The organism is Glaciimonas sp. GG7, assembly GCF_052976905.1.
The window spans coordinates 1-17,478 of record NZ_JBRIIQ010000008.1 but is presented as its reverse complement, the minus strand read 5'-3'; the positions used below and the strand labels follow the sequence as shown (position 1 = coordinate 17,478).

Here is a 17,478-nt window from a genome sequence, read left to right as displayed (position 1 = left end):
TTCCGGATACATCCAAAGTGCTTATTTAACCCGTTCGATTTTCGCGCCGACTGCCGACAATTTGCGTTCCATTTGATCGTAACCACGATCCAGATGGTAAATCCGCTCGATCAACGTTTCGCCTTGCGCGGCTAAACCGGCGATAACCAAGGACGCAGAGGCACGTAAATCGGTCGCCATCACTGGCGCACCAAACAGTTTATCGACGCCTTTGATAATGGCCGTATTGCCTTCGATATCGATAGCAGCGCCAAGGCGATTCATTTCCTGGACGTGCATGAAACGATTTTCAAAAATCGTCTCTGTCACATGGCTAGTACCGTCAGCGATCAGATTCATGGCCATGAATTGCGCCTGCATATCGGTCGGAAAGCCGGGATACTCGGTGGTGCGGAAACTGACTGCTTTCGGACGTGCAGCCATCTGCACGCGAATCCAGTCATCGCCCGAAGTCAAAATAACGCCCGCTTCGCGCAATTTATCGAGCGCGACATCGAGTGTGTGACTGCGGGTATTTTTCAGCAGGACATCGCCGCCAGTGGCCGCCACAGCGCATAGAAATGTACCAGTCTCGATCCGATCAGGAATCACCGAATGCGAAGCACCGTGTAGTTTTTCAACGCCTTGAATGACCAGACGGTCCGTGCCGATGCCATCAATTCTGGCACCCATCGCCACGAGCAAATTGGCAAGATCGGTCACTTCCGGTTCACGCGCCGCATTTTCGAGTACGGTTTCGCCGTCGGCCAGCGTTGCCGCCATGAGCAAATTTTCAGTGCCTGTCACGGTAATCATGTCAGTGACAATATGCGTACCTTTGAGCTTTTTGGCTTTGGCAATGATGTAACCGGATTCGATATGAATCTCAGCACCCATCGCCTGCAAGCCTCTAATGTGCTGATCGACTGGCCGTGAACCAATTGCACAACCACCCGGCAACGACACGCGGGCTTCGCCAAAACGTGCCAGCAATGGCCCCAACGCCAGAATCGACGCGCGCATGGTTTTCACCATATCGTAGGGCGCTTCCCAGTTGGTGATGGCGTCGCCCTGCAAGGTCACAGAATGCCCGTCTTGCTTCGCCTTTAATCCAGTTTGCCCCAGCAGCTTGAGCATGGTTGAGACATCGTGCAGATTCGGCACATTGCTCAAATCCAACTGATCCGAGGTCAGCAGACCCGCACACAATATTGGTAGCGCGGCATTTTTTGCGCCAGAAATAGTGATTTCACCAGAGAGGCGGTTACCGCCTTGAATTAATAATTTATCCATAGTTCGTCTTCTTAACTTTGAGCGGAAGCTCTTTTATGAAACTCTTCAGGCGTCAGGGTTTTCATCGACAGCGCATGAATTTCTTCGCGCATACGGTCGCCCAATGCTGCGTACACGATTTGATGGCGCTGAATCAGCCGTTTGTCGATAAACGCATCCGAGACAATGATGGCCTTGAAATGCTGTCCGTCGCCTTCGACTTCCAAATGCGTGCAAACGAGGCCGTCAGCGATGTAACTTTTAACAAGTTCGGGTGTAGGGTACATAAGGTATACCTGCTTAATTGAGATAAAACTGCATTAATTGGTGACGCAACTCAGTGACGTAACTCAGTGACGTAACTTATAGCCTTGCTTCAACATTTGTACCGCAATCGTTGCCAACACCACCAGAAACACCACAATAATGGCAAGACTAATAAACGGATTAATATCCGACTGCCCAAAAAACCCGTAGCGGAATCCATCGATCATATAAAAGAACGGATTGAAATGAGAAACCGCTTGCCAGAATGGTGGCAACGAATGGATCGAATAGAACACCCCCGCCAGAAAGGTCGCCGGCATAATCAAGAAATTCTGGAACGCGGCCAATTGATCGAACTTATCAGCCCAAATCCCGGCAATCAGGCCCATCGTCCCTAAAAATGCCGCCCCTAATACTGAAAAAACAATGATCCACAAAGGCGCAACGAACGACAAATTAACAAAAAATGCCGTAATGAACAGCACACCGCAGCCGACCACAAAGCCGCGCACAACGGATGCCAGCACATAGGCTCCAAACAATTCCCAATGCGATAGCGGCGGCAATAATACAAATACCAGATTACCGGTCATTTTGGATTGCGCCAGCGACGACGAGGTATTCGCAAACGCATTTTGCAACACGCTCATCATTACTAAGCCGGGGACCAGAAACGCGGTGTACTCCACGCCCGGATAGACTTCAACGTGGCCTTTCAAGGTATGACCGAAAATAAGCAGATACAGCAATGCGGTCAAAATCGGTGCGCCAACGGTTTGCGTGGCGACCTTCCAAAAGCGCAACACTTCTTTGTAGAACAGCGTTTGAAAGCCAATCATTGGGCACCGCCCAGACTGTATTGCGCTACGTTTTTGTCCGCACTGATGCCATCCACGCTTTTGCCATCCATAATTTGTAAAAATACATCCTCTAAATCCGCCTGCTGCAAATACATGTCATCAATGACGACGCCTGCCATGCGCAAAGTCGCCAGGATAGGCTCGACCTCGTTGTAGTCGGTGACACGCAACGCAAATTTTCCTGCCCGTTCATTGCTGGCAGCTGGCATGACCAATGGTCGCAACAGCTCTGGCAACAATACTCCGGGAAGCAAATGCACCAGTAATTGCGAACCAGAAATCCGTTTCAAGAGTCCGGCAGTCGTATCTAACGCCACCACTTTGCCGCGTTTGAGCATGGCGATACGGTTGCATTGCTCCTGCGCTTCTTCGAGATAATGTGTGGTCAGCACCACCGTATGGCCATCGCGGTTGAGCTGCGAAATAAACTTCCATAAGGTCTGGCGCAATTCGACATCAACACCGGCAGTCGGCTCATCGAGCACAATCACGGGCGGTTTGTGCACCAGCGCTTGCGCGACCAGTACGCGGCGTTTCATGCCGCCCGATAGCGTACGCATGTTGGCGTCGGCCTTGCTGGTCAAATCGAGATTTTCCATGACCTCGTCGATCCATTTGTCGTTATTTTTTAGCCCGAAATAACCGGACTGCAAACGCAAGGTTTCACGGACGGTGAAAAAAGGATCGAATACTAACTCTTGCGGCACCACACCCAGTTTCCTGCGGGCGTTGCGAAAGTCGCTGATGACATCGTGACCGTGGATATTGACGCTGCCGGAATCGGCGCGGTTCAAGCCTGCGATGATCGAAATCAAAGTCGTCTTACCGGCGCCATTTGGCCCCAGCAAACCAAAAAACTCGCCCTCTTCGATGTTCAGAGAAATGCCATCCAATGCTTGCAGTGACTGGTAGCGTTTTTTTACGTTGGTAATTTGAATGGCCGCCATAGTGGCTTGATTTACTTTTAAAAAAGAGGAAGAGCGCGCAACGCGGTGGTAAGTAAACGCATAACGCGAAACCCTCGATTATAGGGGATTTCCTGAAATACATCCGGGAATGGGACAAACGAAGATGGAGAGACTGGAACCAGAATTACCGCTAAGAAATATCGCTAAAGAGCAACAATCTCAGTCGTAATGAATAGACCGCAGAAAGGTCAGTGATGATGAGGGACCGCATTCGTCCCTGGCAAAGTCGCAGGGGAGAGTAAGTCCGTCACACCGTATAAATCTATCAGACTTTCCAGATTGGAAGGCAGACTGGAAAAATGCAGCGACAGCCCTTGATTAAGGGCTGCGCATTGCCATGCCAGCAAAGTTGCCACGGCGGCAGAATCAACCGCCACCACGTCGCCCAGATCAATCTCGGTTTCGCCATTGGCAATCGCCCGCAAACCCGCTTCCAGAGCGAGTTTAGCGTTGCTAACAGTAAGAGAATGAGAAGGCCTGAACATGGTGGTCGATCAATAAGGGATAAAGACTACAATTAGTTGTCAAATAACAATTCAGCAACAACGCAACAATTACTTGGCTGTTTTAGCAGCACGAGCTTTGTTCTTGTCAGACAAGACCTTAATCAGCCCATCAATACCTGAACGATTGATCTCTGAAGCAAACGTCCCTTTATATGATTCAACGAGCCAGGCACCCAATACGTTGACATCATAAATTTTCCAGCCGTTGTCGATTTTTTCCATGCGGTAGTTGAGTTGAACAGGCTCGCCGCGGGCTTGCGTTACATCGGAACGTACTTCAACTTCGGTGTCGGATGGGCTGCCACGCATCGGCTTAAAATCAATTTTCTGGTCACGTACCTGCGACAACGCGCCGGAATAAGTGAACACCAACAGGCTACGGAACTCTTCCGTCAACTGTTTTTTCTGCTCCGGAGTGGCCTTGCGCCAGTTAGGACCGGCGGCAAGTGAGGTCATGCGCTCAAAATCCACGTAAGGAATAATTTTTTCTTCCACCAGCGACAAAATCCGTTGCTGATTGCCGCCCTGGATGCCCTTGTCGGCTTTGGCCGAGTCAATCACGTCTTGGCTAATGCGCTTCACCAGCGCATCTGGCGCTTCCTGCGCGAAAGTACTACCGGCAGATACCAAGGCACCAAAAGTCAAAACAGCTGCTACATATTTTTTAAGAGTATTCATATTTTAATAACTTTATGCAATATTAATCATTGGTAGATGTGAGCAATACACATCCGAAAGTGTCACTTTATTATGACGCCTGATTTCCCAACTTGTTCATACCATATGGTTACCAGAAGTAACTAACTAGTCTTTACCTGGACCATCAATCTGGCTTTGGCGACGCTGCGTGTACGCATCGCGCACAAATTCATACTTATCTATTGCAGCATCTTCAAGTAATGACGAGGCATCCAGCAAGTTAGCACGCTTGTCGACGAGGCGCACAACCGTGCCGGTATTACGCCAGAACACTGGATACTTGTAAGTCCAGATATCACCGTAAAAGTCCACAGGAAGCGCCGCAGTGTCGCGTACATTGGAAGGACCGAACAACGGCAACACAACGTAAGGACCAGAGCCTACGCCCCACTTGCCCAGCGTCTGACCGAAATCTTTTTTCTTTTTCTCCAATCCCGCGGCCGAGCTGACATCGAGCAAACCACCCAACCCGAATGTCGTGTTCACCGCCACACGCATCACCGCCGTCGTACCGTCGACGCCATTGCCTTGCAGATAGCCGTTAACCGCGCTCCATACATCACTAAGATTGCCGAAAAAATTATTCACGCCGGTTTGCACAAATGATGGCAACCAGTTTCTATAGGCAGTCGCCGCCGGCTTCAACGCAACCTGGTCGAGTTTGTCGTTAAACGTAAACATCGCACGATTGAAACCTTCCAACGGGTCTTGCGGATTAGCAGGGCCAGTAGTCGTCGCGCAACCGCTCAGGGCAACAACTAACGCTAAAGCGCTCATACGCATTGTGGTTTTTGTGTCAATTTTCATTGCGAACTATCCTTTCCGTCAGCCGCCTTGCTGTAGATAAGCTGACTGATCAGATTCTCCAGAACGATGGCTGATTGTGTCATTTTTATACTATCTCCAGCGGCCAAATACTTCTCAGCGCCGCCAGCTTCTAGCCCGATATATTGCTCGCCTAGCAACCCCGCCGTCAAAATCTTGGCCGAGCTGTCACTAGGAAATTTATAACGGTCATCCATATTCAGGGTCACAACCGCCTGAAAATTCTTGTCGTCAAAGTTGATCGCACCAACCCGGCCAACCACGACGCCAGCACTCTTGACTGGTGCGCGTGGCTTTAAGCCGCCGATGTTATCGAACTTGGTAATGATGGGATAACTACTCTGAAACGATGCGCCCCCCAAATTACCGGCCTTAAAGGCCAGAAATACCAGAGCCAGTGCGCCCAGTACGACAAACAAACCCACCCATATATCTACTGATTTTCGTTGCATATTTATCACCTTAAAAATACTAAGCGAAGCATTGTTACGCCTCAAACATATTACAGCTTAGTTAAACATCAATGCCGTCAATAAGAAGTCCAGCGCCAGGACGGTCAGCGATGCGATCACGACCGTGCGTGTGGTCGCCCGCGCCACACCTTCCGGGGTTGGCTGGGCTTCATACCCCTGATACAGCGCTATAAATGTCACGGCGATACCGAACACAAAGCTTTTCAGGACGCCATTCGCCACATCCTTCCAGACATCGACACCGGCCTGCATTTGCGACCAGAACGATCCCTCATCAACGCCGAGCAATTGCACGCCGACGACATAGCCGCCCAAAATACCCAACGCACTAAACACTGCTGCCAGCAACGGCATGGCGATAATTCCGGCCCAGAAGCGCGGCGCGATCACGCGTTGCAGCGGATCGACCGCCATCATTTGCATCGCCGACAACTGCTCGCCAGCTTTCATCAAACCGATTTCAGCCGTGAGCGAAGTCCCGGCACGCCCGGCAAACAACAAGGCTGTTACGACCGGCCCCAACTCACGCACCAGCGACAATGCCACCAGCAAACCCAATGCCTGCTCAGAGCCGTATTTATTGAGTGTGTAATAACCCTGCAAACCGAGTACAAAACCGATAAACAGACCGGATACACCAATAATACTCATCGAATAATTACCGATGAAATGAATTTGATTGGTAATCAAACGCGGTCGTTTTAACAAACCTCCCGACACACCCAAAATAGCAACAAAAGTCCTGGTTGCGCGGCCGACACCGATAACGTTTTCACGCACACTAGAACCTATCCTGCCAAATACCCCCATCATGATTGCGCCTCCAGGCCAAGATCAGCCGCAAACGACTTACCCGGATAATGAAAAGGAACCGGGCCATCGGCCTCAGCATGCACGAATTGCTTCACATAAGGATCGGTCGATACCCGCATTTCATCAGGCGTACCGTGCGCAACAATTTTCCCTTGCGACAGAAAATAAATGTAGTCCGCAATCGCAAACGACTCATTAACATCATGCGACACCAGAATCGACGTCAATCCCAGCGCGTCATTCAATTTACGAATCAAATTAGCAGTCACGCGCATAGAAATCGGGTCCAGCCCGGCAAATGGCTCGTCATACATAATCAATAACGGGTCCAACGCCACCGCACGCGCTAAAGCGACCCGGCGCGCCATCCCGCCGGAAATTTCCGATGGTTTAAGTTGTGCTGCGTTGCGCAAACCAACAGCCTGCAATTTCATCAATACCAGCGTATTTAATAGTTCAGGCGGCAAATCGGTATGTTCACGCAAAGGGAAAGCTACGTTTTCATAGACCGTCAAATCGGTAAACAGCGCGCCATTCTGAAACAGCATGCCCATCTTGCGACGCATCGCATATAAAGCAGCCTTGCTCAGCTTGGCAACGACCTCACCGTCGACCGACACAGTTCCAGCCCCCGGTCGCAACTGACCGCCGATCAAACGCAAAATAGTGGTTTTTCCCGACCCGGAACCACCCATGATGGCGATCACTTTTCCACGTGGGAAATCCATATCAAGCGACGACAAAATCGCCCGCTCACCATAACTGAATTGCACATCGCGGATCTCGACAATATTAGTCACGCATCCTCACCGGTTAGACCAAAGGCGACATTGTAGTGCACTTGCAACAATTGTTCCCATAACAGCGTCGCAATTTCACTATCGTTACAACAGTTACGTAATTGAATTGGAAGGGCCAGCGAGGAAACAGAGAATTTTTTATAAGTAAACGTCCCTGCACCAGACCAATCAGAGACCGACTACACACGTTTCTAACAAGCACATAAAAGTGTGTGCAGCGCAGAAGTCTGGCAGGAATAGTTTTTTAGAGGAAATACTACTTATCTCTTAATTGTAATGTTTTCAGTGTGATCTAACTTACGTACCATTAAGAGCACCTCTGGTATACATCTGACGCGTAGTCAAAAGAGCCCTTAATCCATCAAGAATTAAGGGCTCCTTTTAATACTCCGTGACTTTCAAGTCACACAAACGCCATAGCTTACCGCGGCAACACCGACGCCCCCATCAAAAACTCATCCACCGCACGCGCACACTGACGGCCCTCACGAATCGCCCAGACCACCAGCGATTGCCCACGCCGCATGTCACCCGCAGCAAACACTTTATCGACCGACGTTTTATAGCAACCATCGCCGTCAGTCGTCGCCTTCGCGTTCCCGCGTGCATCTTTATCCACGCCAAACGCCTCCAACACCTGCGTCACCGGCGAGACAAAGCCCATCGCCAGAAACACCAGATCGGCCTTCATTTCGAATTCCGAATTCGGCACTTCCTGCATCTTGCCGTCTTTCCATTCGACCCGCGCGGCAACGAGTTTTTCAAGCTTGCCGTTTTTACCTTCCAGACGTTTAGTCGCCACCGCCCAATCACGCTCGCAACCCTCTTCGTGCGAAGAAGACGTGCGCAATTTGGTCGGCCAGTACGGCCAGACCATAGCCTTATTTTCTTGTCCCGGCGGCTCTGGCATCAATTCAAACTGCGATACCGAAACAGCACCCTGACGATTCGACGTACCGACGCAATCAGAGCCGGTATCCCCACCACCGATCACAATCACGTTTTTGCCACCGGCCAGAATTTGATCCTTGACCTTGTCACCAGCGTTGATTTTGTTTTGTTGCGGCAAGAAATCCATCGCGAAATGCACGCCCTTAAGATCCCGGCCCGGGACTGGTAAATCGCGCGGCTGCTCGGCACCACCAGCAATGACGACGGCATCGAACTCTGCCTTCAGCTCATCCGGAGAAATCGTTTTCTTAGCCCAGTTATTCACATTCGCCGGAAAATCCTTGCCCACCAGCACACCGGTACGGAAGATCACGCCCTCCGCTTCCATTTGCTCGACCCGGCGATCAATATGATTTTTTTCCATCTTGAAATCAGGAATGCCGTAGCGCAGCAAACCACCGACGCGATCGCTCTTTTCAAACACGGTCACATCATGGCCAATCCGCGCCAACTGTTGCGCTGCCGCCAGTCCGGCAGGGCCGGAGCCAACGACGGCAACTTTTTTGCCGGTCTTGATCAATGCAGGTTGCGGCACGACCCAACCGCTTTCCCAACCTTTATCGATGATGAAATGCTCAATCGATTTAATCCCGACCGGATCGTCACTAATCCCCAGCGTACAAGCGCTTTCGCACGGCGCAGGACAAATCCGGCCGGTGAACTCAGGAAAATTATTGGTCGAATGCAGGGTATCCAAGGCTTCCCGATATGCACCGCGATACACCAGATCATTCCAGTCAGGAATAATGTTATTGACCGGACAACCGTTGTTACAAAAAGGAATCCCGCAATCCATGCAACGCGCACCTTGCACCTGAGCATCTTTATCTGCCAATTGCAGAATGAATTCTTTGTAATGCTTCTTGCGTGCCTGTGGCGCTTCATACGTCTCAGGCATGCGATCAAATTCCATGAAACCGGTTACTTTACCCATTTTTTACTCACAATCTTGGCTATGTTCTATTGGCTCAACCAGGTGAGCTCTAAAAACCGTAGCGAGCGAATCAAGGTCGAATTGTGAAGCCCAGCCGTACGAATGGTCGGTGAGCATCGAAAATTCAAGATTGATTCGCGCAGTAGGTTTGTAGAGTTCACCTCAGGCGATGACTTTTTCTTTGACTGGCGCAGCAACCTTCGCCGCATGGATCTCACCCAGTGCACGCTTGTATTCCGTCGGGAAGATCTTGACGAATTTGCTGCGCGAAGCAACCCAGTTATCGAGCAGATAACGCGCACGCGTACTGCCCGTATATTTAAAGTGACGCTCGATCAGGCCCTTCAAAATCGCCTCATCGGTTTTTGGCGTTTCGTTACGGGTCTGCGCGTGCCAGAGGGCACGATCGATGGTCGTCTCCTGCTCACCCTGGCTCAACACCGCTTCCAGCGTAACCATAGACATATTGCACTGCGATGCAAACTGCGCATCCGGATCGTAGACATAAGCAATCCCGCCCGACATCCCGGCAGCAAAGTTACGGCCCGTCTCACCCAGCACGACGACAGTGCCGCCCGTCATGTATTCGCAACCATGGTCACCAGTGCCCTCAACGACCGCAATCGCGCCCGAATTACGCACGGCAAAGCGCTCACCAGCCACACCGTTCAAGAACGCCTCGCCGGTTGTTGCGCCATACAGCACCGTGTTACCGGCAATGATGTTGTCCACCGCACGGCCACGGAACTCGGTATTCGGACGCACAATAATGCGCCCGCCCGACAAGCCCTTACCCACATAATCATTCCCCTCGCCCACCAGATCAAGCGTAATTCCGTGCGCCAGAAACGCCCCCGCTGACTGACCGGCCGTGCCTTGCAACTGGATATGAATGGTGTCATCCGGCAGACCTTCATTGCCGTATTTCTTCGCCACTTCGCCCGACAACATCGCGCCCACGGTACGGTTCAAGTTCTTGATCGGCGAGATGAAAGACACCCGCTCACCCTTATCAATTGCTGCTCTGGCTTGTGCGATCAACTTGTGATCGAGCGCTTTATGCAGACCATGATCCTGCTCTTTCGTGTGGTAATACACTTCGCCGGCAGGCAATGCCGGTTGATAGAAAATCCGCGAGAAGTCCAGACCTTGCGCTTTCCAATGCGTGATCGCCTTCGCTTTATCAAGGAAATCCGAACGCCCGATTAAATCGTTGAAGTTGCGGATACCCAATTGCGCCATGATCTGACGTACTTCTTCAGCGATAAAGAAGAAAAAGTTAACCACATGCTCAGGCTTGCCAGAAAACTTAGCGCGCAACACCGGGTCTTGCGTCGCCACCCCAACCGGACAAGTATTCAAATGGCATTTACGCATCATGATGCAGCCCTCAACCACCAGCGGCGCGGTCGCAAAACCGAACTCATCGGCCCCCAGCAGCGCACCAATGACCACATCGCGGCCCGTCTTCATCTGTCCATCGGTCTGCACCCGAATCCGGCTACGCAAACCATTCAACACCAACGTTTGCTGCGTTTCTGCCAAACCTAATTCCCAAGGCGAACCAGCATGCTTGACCGACGACAAAGGCGTAGCACCCGTGCCACCATCATGACCCGCAATGACCACATGGTCCGCCTTCGCTTTAGCGACACCGGCAGCAATCGTGCCAACGCCGACTTCCGAGACCAGCTTGACCGAAATCGAGGCGGTTGGATTGACGTTTTTCAGATCGTGGATCAACTGCGCCAAGTCTTCAATCGAATAAATATCATGATGCGGCGGTGGCGAAATCAAGCCCACGCCCGGCACCGAGAAACGCAATCGGGCGATATATTCCGTCACTTTGTGACCCGGCAATTGTCCGCCTTCGCCCGGCTTTGCGCCTTGCGCCATCTTGATTTGAATCTGGTCCGCAGAAGTCAGATACTCAGCCGTGACGCCAAACCGGCCGGACGCCACTTGCTTAATTTTCGACCGCAAGGAATCACCCGCCAGCAACGGCGTATCGACTTCAATATGCTCACGCCCGACCACTGAGGCCAGCGTTTCGCCCTTCTTGATCGGAATCCCTTTTAACTCCTGGCGATAACGATTCACATCCTCGCCACCTTCGCCGGTATTCGATTTACCGCCAATGCGATTCATCGCAATCGCCAGCGTGGCATGCGCCTCGGTCGAAATTGATCCGAGCGACATCGCGCCGGTAGCAAACCGTTTGACGATTTCTTTGGCCGACTCAACTTCATCCAATGGAATCGCTTTGCTTGGATCGAGCTTGAATTCAAACAAACCACGCAACGTCATGTGACGCTTGGTTTGATCGTTGATCAGCTGCGCGTATTCCTTGTAGCTGTTGAAATTATTCGAACGGGTTGAATGCTGCAATTTCGCAATCGCATCCGGCGTCCACATATGTTCTTCGCCACGCACGCGAAACGCGTATTCGCCGCCAGCATCCAAGGCATTGGCCAGCACCGGATCGTTGCTAAAGGCCGCGCGATGCAAGCGCAACGCTTCCTCGGCAACTTCAAACACACCGATTCCTTCCACGTTGGACGACGTACCTTTGAAGTATTTATCGGTCATGCTTTTATTCAAGCCGATGGCTTCAAAAATCTGCGCACCGCAATACGACATATAGGTCGAAATACCCATCTTCGACATCACCTTCAGCAGGCCTTTGCCGATCGCCTTCTGGAAGTTATAAATCGCTTTTTCAGGCGACAACGACCCCGGCAAACCGTGCGCCATTTCACGCAGCGTATCCATCGCCAGATACGGATGAATCGCTTCCGCACCGTAACCGGCCAGCAGCGCAAAATGATGCGTCTCACGTGCCGAACCGGTTTCTACTACCAACCCGGTTGAAGTACGCAAACCCTTGGTCACCAAATGCTGATGGATGGCCGAGGTTGCCAGCAAGGCTGGAATCGCAACTTGCTCCGCATCGACTTTGCGATCCGAAATAATCAGAATGTTATGGCCTGACTTGACCGCATCGACTGCCTTAGCGCACAGCGACGCCAGACGCGCCTCAATGCCTTCTTTGCCCCAGGCGACCGGATAGCAAATATTGAGTTCATGCGATTTAAACTTGCCGCCGGTGTGCGCGCTGATGTTACGCAATTTAGCGATATCGGCATAGTCCAGAATCGGCTGCACCACTTCCAGACGCATCGGCGGATTGATGTTGTTGGTGTCGAGTACGTTCGGCTTTGGACCGACAAACGACACCAGCGACATCACCATCGCTTCACGAATCGGATCGATCGGCGGATTGGTCACTTGCGCGAACAACTGCTTGAAATAGTTATAGAGCGTTTTGTTTTTGCTCGACATCACCGCCAGTGGCGAATCATTACCCATCGAACCAATCGCCTCTTCCGCATTGGCGGCCATAGGCGACATCAAAAACTTCAAATCTTCCTGGGTGTAGCCGAACAATTGCTGGCGATCCAGCAACGGAATGGTCGAGCCGGACTCCGCTGGCTCTTGCTTCAATTCATCGAGCTTCACCCGCACCGACTCAATCCATTGCTTGTATGGCTTGGCGTTGGCGTACGTATCTTTGAGTTCTTTATCGTCAATGATGCGACCAGCATCGAGATCGATCAAAAACATCTTGCCCGGTTGCAAACGCCATTTCTGGATGATCTTCGATTCTGGAATCGGCAAAACGCCAGACTCCGACGCCATCACCACCAAATCATCGTCAGTGACGATGTAACGCGCCGGACGCAAACCATTGCGGTCCAGCGTGCCGCCAATATGGCGACCATCGGTAAACGCCATCGCCGCCGGGCCGTCCCACGGCTCCATCATCGCTGCGTGATATTCATAAAAAGCGCGGCGATTGTCATCCATCGTGGTGTGGTTTTCCCACGCCTCAGGAATCATCATCATCATCGCTTGCGCAATCGGATAGCCCGCCATCAACAACAACTCAAGCGCGTTATCGAAGCAAGCCGTATCGGACTGGCCTTCATAAATCAGGGGGAATAGCTTTTGCAGATCGTCGCCCAACACCGCCGACTTCATCACGCCTTCACGGGCGCGCATCCAGTTGAAGTTACCTTTGACGGTGTTGATCTCGCCGTTATGCGCAATTAAGCGATACGGGTGGGCCAGCGGCCATTCCGGGAAAGTATTGGTCGAGAAACGCTGATGCACCAGCGCCAGCGCCGAGATACAACGCGGGTCTTGCAAATCCTTGTAATACACGCCCACTTGCGTGGCCAGCAACAAACCCTTGTAGACCACAGTGCGGGCCGACATCGACGGCACAAAAAATTCCTTGCCGTGCAATAAATCCAAGGCCTGAATCGCGTGACCGGAAGACTTGCGGATCACATACAGTTTGCGTTCCAGCGCATCGGTGACCATGATATCGGGACCGCGGCCAATGAAAATCTGACGGATTACCGGCTCTTTATCGCGCACAGTCGGCGACATCGGCATCTCGGTATCGACCGGCACATCACGCCAGCCCAACACAACCTGGCCTTCCAGCACAACGGCGCGCTCAATTTCCTGTTCGCAAGCAATACGCGATGCGTTCTCTTTTGGCAAAAACACCATCCCGACACCAAACTCACCCGGCGGCGGCAACGTCACGCCCTGCTTCGCCATTTCTTCGCGATAGTACTGATCCGGCACCTGAATCAAAATCCCTGCGCCATCACCCATCAACTCATCGGCACCCACCGCGCCACGATGATCCAGATTCTTCAGAATCAGCAAACCCTGCTCAACGATAGAGTGGCTTTTGTTGCCTTTGATATGCGCAATAAAACCGACGCCGCAAGCGTCGTGTTCATTATTAGGATCATATAAACCCTGGGCTGCGGGCTTCCCTGCGGTTTTAGTGGCGACTTCCGCTGATAAAGCGTGCCTGATTTCCTGGGTTTGCTCGGTTTGCATTTGCGTACTCCACCACTCTGACTGTAAGGGTATTCAGAATAGGGCAGAGTTGCGCAGACTACAACCACAACAATTAGGGTCAGAGTAATTTAAATGCAAAAAAATTATTGAGAAAATTTAAATAGGGACATAGTAATTAATCATGCACCATCAGATTCCCCCATTTAGGGCAAATCATAGCGATAAAGCAATAAATTGGTGCGTGTGTTGAGATCCTGATGACGTTGGTCATCAGTGCCAATCCTCTTGAGGTGCGATTAAAAATGGATTAAGATCATATTTAATTTCATATCGGAGTCCTATCATGCTACTTGATCGCGCTGACCAAGCCATTTCATCTACTGAACTTCAGAAAAATACCCGTATGTTGCTCGATCGCATGACGGATGGCACACAGGATCGCTATGTTGTGATCCGTGATAACCAACCTTCCGCAGTTATGCTACCGATTGCACGCTATGAAGCGCTCATGGCAGAGCTCGAAGACCTCCGCATTGAGGCTGTCGCTCGAAACAGACTCGCCTCTATTGCACAACTTAAGCCGATATCACACGCAGACATGCTGGCGCGCTTTGATGAGGATAAAGAATGACGTGGACAATCATTTACCAACCTGAAGTAGAGCAAGATTTGCTCAGTCTTGGTCGCACCGAAGCAAGGACCATTCTGAAAGTCATCGAAGAACGCATCGCACAAGGCGAGCCTGACAAATGCGGGAAGCGACTTGTGGGCGACTTGTCGGGATGTCGGCGAATACGTACCGGTCAGACAAGAATTGTCTACCGTATCGATGGTGAGCGGATAGAAGTGTTGATCATTGCGGTTGGCATGCGGCGCAATAATGAAATTTACGATACTGCTTCCGGCAGGGTCGATTGATCACCTCTATTTTTCCCGCAATCACTCACCGCCGTTCACCCCCACCTTAAACGGCCGCCCCCGCTTAGCCGGTCGAATCCGCGGCATCCCCTGCTGCTCCAGCCGGAACTTAAAAGTCTCCGACCCCAGCACCCAGCCCTTCCCCACCGCCTCCACCAGCGACCCATCCCACGGAAAAGTAAGCGCCTGCTCCGCCAATTCCTTATACGTAGCCTCGCGATCGAACGGCGTATTGCCCAAGGCCCAATACAAAGGATGGTCCGCAATCAACGCGTCGGGCTTAACGCCGACATGATGTAAATAGCTGGACCAGAGAAACTCACCAGGCGTCACCACCAAGCCTTCGTGCACGGGAGCGGACTCAATGGCCATGCTGCACTTCATCAAATAGTGCTCAGGATCAATGACCGCCGCTTTGTAGCGCCCTTGCCAGAGCGTGCCGACCCGGTGGTATTTTTGATTGAAGTACGGTACGTAATAGCGCCCCACCCATTGCATCATCCGCGCCAGACCCTGTTGATCGGTTGGCGTGACCAATAATTGAATTTGATTGCCCATTAACAAATAAGCATGAATAGCCACCTTGAACTGCCGGGCCGCATCGCGCAGCCAGTTATAAAACGCAAGATAGTCGTGATTGTCACGAAAAATGGTTTGCCCATCGATACCGCGCTGGATCAAATAATGCGGCTGATGAGGAATAACGAGACGTGCGAGGCGGGCCATGGGGAAATATTGATGGTGGTTGATGGTGGTCGATATGCCGCTATTTTATGCGAGTATAGACCTTGCCCATTGACTCCGACCCCAATTAAAATCCCCTCCCGCCAACTGAGACCGGAGCCAACGGCACTCCTCCGGTCAGATCATCGAAGATCGTCAACCGTATTGCGCGTCACTCTGCGTAGCCGCAGACCATTACGCGTGCTATTGGAACTCCAATCACCATGCCGACGCATTACTTCCACATCGGCACTATATTGCAACTCCTTATCGCGCAGACCACCAGCGCCGAGGTCGAACGATCCTTTATGGATGACCTTTGAAAAACCATCCTGCGCTTGCGCACTGAACCACGTCCGATAGCCATTGATAACAGCAACCAGACGCCGGGCCATGCCTTCGACATGAGGATTTTCCGACTTCTCAAACTGATCCAACACAAGGTTCTGCGCCTGCACCCCCATCCCAAAGACGGTGCGCATCCCGGCAGCGTGCAACACTTCGACCGGCCGTGGCCTCGTTAGTCGACCACTGCCAGCGACGATGCTCGTCTCATTTGGATACACAACGCCACGAATGACCGCACCGCTGCCCCCCTCGCCCCCCGCGATAACTGCACTCGATATCGTAGCGTCAACCCACTCCGGGAGGAGTGGTTTGACAGCCCCTCCGACGGCTAACATCACCGCATAGGCAGCAGTCGAGAGCGTCAAACCTTTGATCGTTGGCATGCCATTCCATACAATCCGCGGTCCCAATCCGTTGCAGGCATTCTCACCGAGCTCCCGCACAATGCTCGAAGCCCCATTCGCCAACGTTCGCACAGCAACAGTATTAAGGGCTAACGGATTGAGAAGATAAGCGATCACCGGTGGCGCAGCACCAACGACACCGAAGACCAACGCACCATTGACAGCCGCCGCAAGTTGCACGCAACGGTTGTTGGCATATGTATCGCGCAGGAGGGAGGTTGCCATCTCACTACCCAAGCCAAATCCAGCACAACCGCTCACGGCTGCACCAGTGACTGCCGCGGCGATAGTCAGCGGCACATTCGCCGATACAGCTAACATCGCGCCCCCTGCATCGATCCCATAGCGCACATTAGCAGCGACAAACGCGGTAACGAATTTCCGCGCAGCCGTCGCAGCCGCTGCTGTAGCAATAGAGCTGCATGGCGCTGTAGCACTGCCGGAGTCGACGCTATCCATGGATCCCATATCCACCTCTAAGTCGCCTCGCCCAGCACGGAACCGAGCTGAAAATGGTGCCCCATCGGGATCAAGCGTACCCGATATGTTCGCGACAGGCAGCACCGGGCCTGCCCGAGAAGAAGCAATTATCAACATATGTCATTCCTATTTAGAGTGATGAATGGCGTACTTAAGCACTCTGCGCACATCAACGACTTCAGGAAAAATTTCCCGGTCGGACGTTACACAGAGGCCTTTGGCAAATAGGGCATGCGCGCCCTGTTTGCCAGAAATAATTAAGGCTGCATTTGGATAAAGAGGGCCTCAACCTTCTCACGCGCCCAAGGCGTTTTTCGCAAAAATGCGGTATAAATTTTCTATTTCTCTATGTGTTAACAAGCTGTCAGCGTTGT

The 17,478-nt window shown here is 51.9% G+C and carries 17 protein-coding genes; 2 read left to right on the top strand and 15 right to left on the bottom strand.

Annotated elements, in window-relative coordinates; translation table 11 throughout:
* Positions 1 to 21: 21 nt before the first annotated feature.
* The 12 genes from murA to ACVBEF_RS03695 all read right to left on the bottom strand — a co-directional run bounded on the left by murA (position 22) and on the right by ACVBEF_RS03695 (position 14,270).
* A complete protein-coding gene (gene murA / locus ACVBEF_RS03750; RefSeq protein ID WP_447122606.1) occupies positions 22 to 1,272 on the bottom strand; it encodes a UDP-N-acetylglucosamine 1-carboxyvinyltransferase in 1,251 nt (416 codons plus the stop codon).
* Between the two features lie 11 nt (positions 1,273 to 1,283).
* The gene (locus ACVBEF_RS03745; RefSeq protein ID WP_447122605.1) at positions 1,284 to 1,538 is read right to left on the bottom strand and encodes a BolA family protein; all 255 of its coding nucleotides are present in this window, start codon (positions 1,536 to 1,538) and stop codon (positions 1,284 to 1,286) included.
* A gap of 63 nt (positions 1,539 to 1,601) precedes the next feature.
* Positions 1,602 to 2,357 (bottom strand): ABC transporter permease, encoded by a 756-nt coding sequence (locus tag ACVBEF_RS03740; RefSeq protein ID WP_447122604.1) that lies wholly within the window; start codon positions 2,355 to 2,357, stop codon positions 1,602 to 1,604.
* Positions 2,354 to 3,325, bottom strand: a complete 972-nt coding sequence (locus tag ACVBEF_RS03735) for an ABC transporter ATP-binding protein (RefSeq protein WP_447122603.1) — start codon at positions 3,323 to 3,325, stop codon at positions 2,354 to 2,356. Before ACVBEF_RS03735 ends, ACVBEF_RS03740 begins: the two co-directional genes overlap by 4 nt.
* 209 nt (positions 3,326 to 3,534) lie before the next feature.
* Positions 3,535 to 3,831 carry an STAS domain-containing protein gene (locus tag ACVBEF_RS03730; protein WP_447122602.1) on the bottom strand — a complete coding sequence of 99 codons (297 nt, stop codon included), beginning with the start codon at positions 3,829 to 3,831 and terminating at the stop codon, positions 3,535 to 3,537.
* A 69-nt stretch (positions 3,832 to 3,900) separates the two neighbouring features.
* A complete protein-coding gene (locus tag ACVBEF_RS03725; RefSeq protein ID WP_447122601.1) occupies positions 3,901 to 4,530 on the bottom strand; it encodes an MlaC/ttg2D family ABC transporter substrate-binding protein in 630 nt (209 codons plus the stop codon).
* A gap of 126 nt (positions 4,531 to 4,656) precedes the next feature.
* Complete coding sequence (locus ACVBEF_RS03720; protein WP_447122600.1) at positions 4,657 to 5,358, bottom strand: MlaA family lipoprotein; 702 nt, start codon at positions 5,356 to 5,358, stop codon at positions 4,657 to 4,659.
* Complete coding sequence (gene mlaD, locus ACVBEF_RS03715) at positions 5,355 to 5,828, bottom strand: outer membrane lipid asymmetry maintenance protein MlaD (protein ID WP_447122599.1); 474 nt, start codon at positions 5,826 to 5,828, stop codon at positions 5,355 to 5,357. Before mlaD ends, ACVBEF_RS03720 begins: the two co-directional genes overlap by 4 nt.
* Before the next feature lie 57 nt (positions 5,829 to 5,885).
* The gene (mlaE, locus tag ACVBEF_RS03710) at positions 5,886 to 6,662 is read right to left on the bottom strand and encodes a lipid asymmetry maintenance ABC transporter permease subunit MlaE (protein WP_447122598.1); all 777 of its coding nucleotides are present in this window, start codon (positions 6,660 to 6,662) and stop codon (positions 5,886 to 5,888) included.
* The gene (locus tag ACVBEF_RS03705) at positions 6,659 to 7,462 is read right to left on the bottom strand and encodes an ABC transporter ATP-binding protein (protein ID WP_447122597.1); all 804 of its coding nucleotides are present in this window, start codon (positions 7,460 to 7,462) and stop codon (positions 6,659 to 6,661) included. The genes mlaE and ACVBEF_RS03705 overlap by 4 nt, the downstream gene beginning before the upstream one ends.
* 421 nt (positions 7,463 to 7,883) lie before the next feature.
* Positions 7,884 to 9,347, bottom strand: a complete 1,464-nt coding sequence (locus ACVBEF_RS03700; RefSeq protein WP_447122596.1) for a glutamate synthase subunit beta — start codon at positions 9,345 to 9,347, stop codon at positions 7,884 to 7,886.
* A gap of 162 nt (positions 9,348 to 9,509) precedes the next feature.
* A complete protein-coding gene (locus ACVBEF_RS03695; RefSeq protein ID WP_447122595.1) occupies positions 9,510 to 14,270 on the bottom strand; it encodes a glutamate synthase-related protein in 4,761 nt (1,586 codons plus the stop codon).
* Between the two features lie 304 nt (positions 14,271 to 14,574).
* Between ACVBEF_RS03695 and ACVBEF_RS03690 the strand changes: the two genes are divergently transcribed.
* Together ACVBEF_RS03690 and ACVBEF_RS03685 are read left to right on the top strand one after the other, a co-directional pair.
* The gene (locus ACVBEF_RS03690; protein WP_447122594.1) at positions 14,575 to 14,862 is read left to right on the top strand and encodes a type II toxin-antitoxin system Phd/YefM family antitoxin; all 288 of its coding nucleotides are present in this window, start codon (positions 14,575 to 14,577) and stop codon (positions 14,860 to 14,862) included.
* Positions 14,859 to 15,149, top strand: a complete 291-nt coding sequence (locus tag ACVBEF_RS03685; RefSeq protein ID WP_447122593.1) for a type II toxin-antitoxin system RelE family toxin — start codon at positions 14,859 to 14,861, stop codon at positions 15,147 to 15,149. The genes ACVBEF_RS03690 and ACVBEF_RS03685 overlap by 4 nt, the downstream gene beginning before the upstream one ends.
* A 21-nt stretch (positions 15,150 to 15,170) precedes the next feature.
* Here the strand turns inward: ACVBEF_RS03685 and ACVBEF_RS03680 are convergent, their stop codons facing one another.
* The 3 genes from ACVBEF_RS03680 to ACVBEF_RS03670 form a co-directional block, all read right to left on the bottom strand.
* Positions 15,171 to 15,875, bottom strand: coding sequence for a transposase (locus ACVBEF_RS03680; protein ID WP_447122592.1), 705 nt, complete (start codon positions 15,873 to 15,875; stop codon positions 15,171 to 15,173).
* A 140-nt stretch (positions 15,876 to 16,015) separates the two neighbouring features.
* Positions 16,016 to 17,083 (bottom strand): hypothetical protein, encoded by a 1,068-nt coding sequence (locus ACVBEF_RS03675; RefSeq protein ID WP_447122591.1) that lies wholly within the window; start codon positions 17,081 to 17,083, stop codon positions 16,016 to 16,018.
* Between the two features lie 278 nt (positions 17,084 to 17,361).
* Complete coding sequence (locus tag ACVBEF_RS03670) at positions 17,362 to 17,439, bottom strand: VF530 family DNA-binding protein (RefSeq protein WP_447122672.1); 78 nt, start codon at positions 17,437 to 17,439, stop codon at positions 17,362 to 17,364.
* Between the last annotated feature and the right edge of the window lie 39 nt (positions 17,440 to 17,478).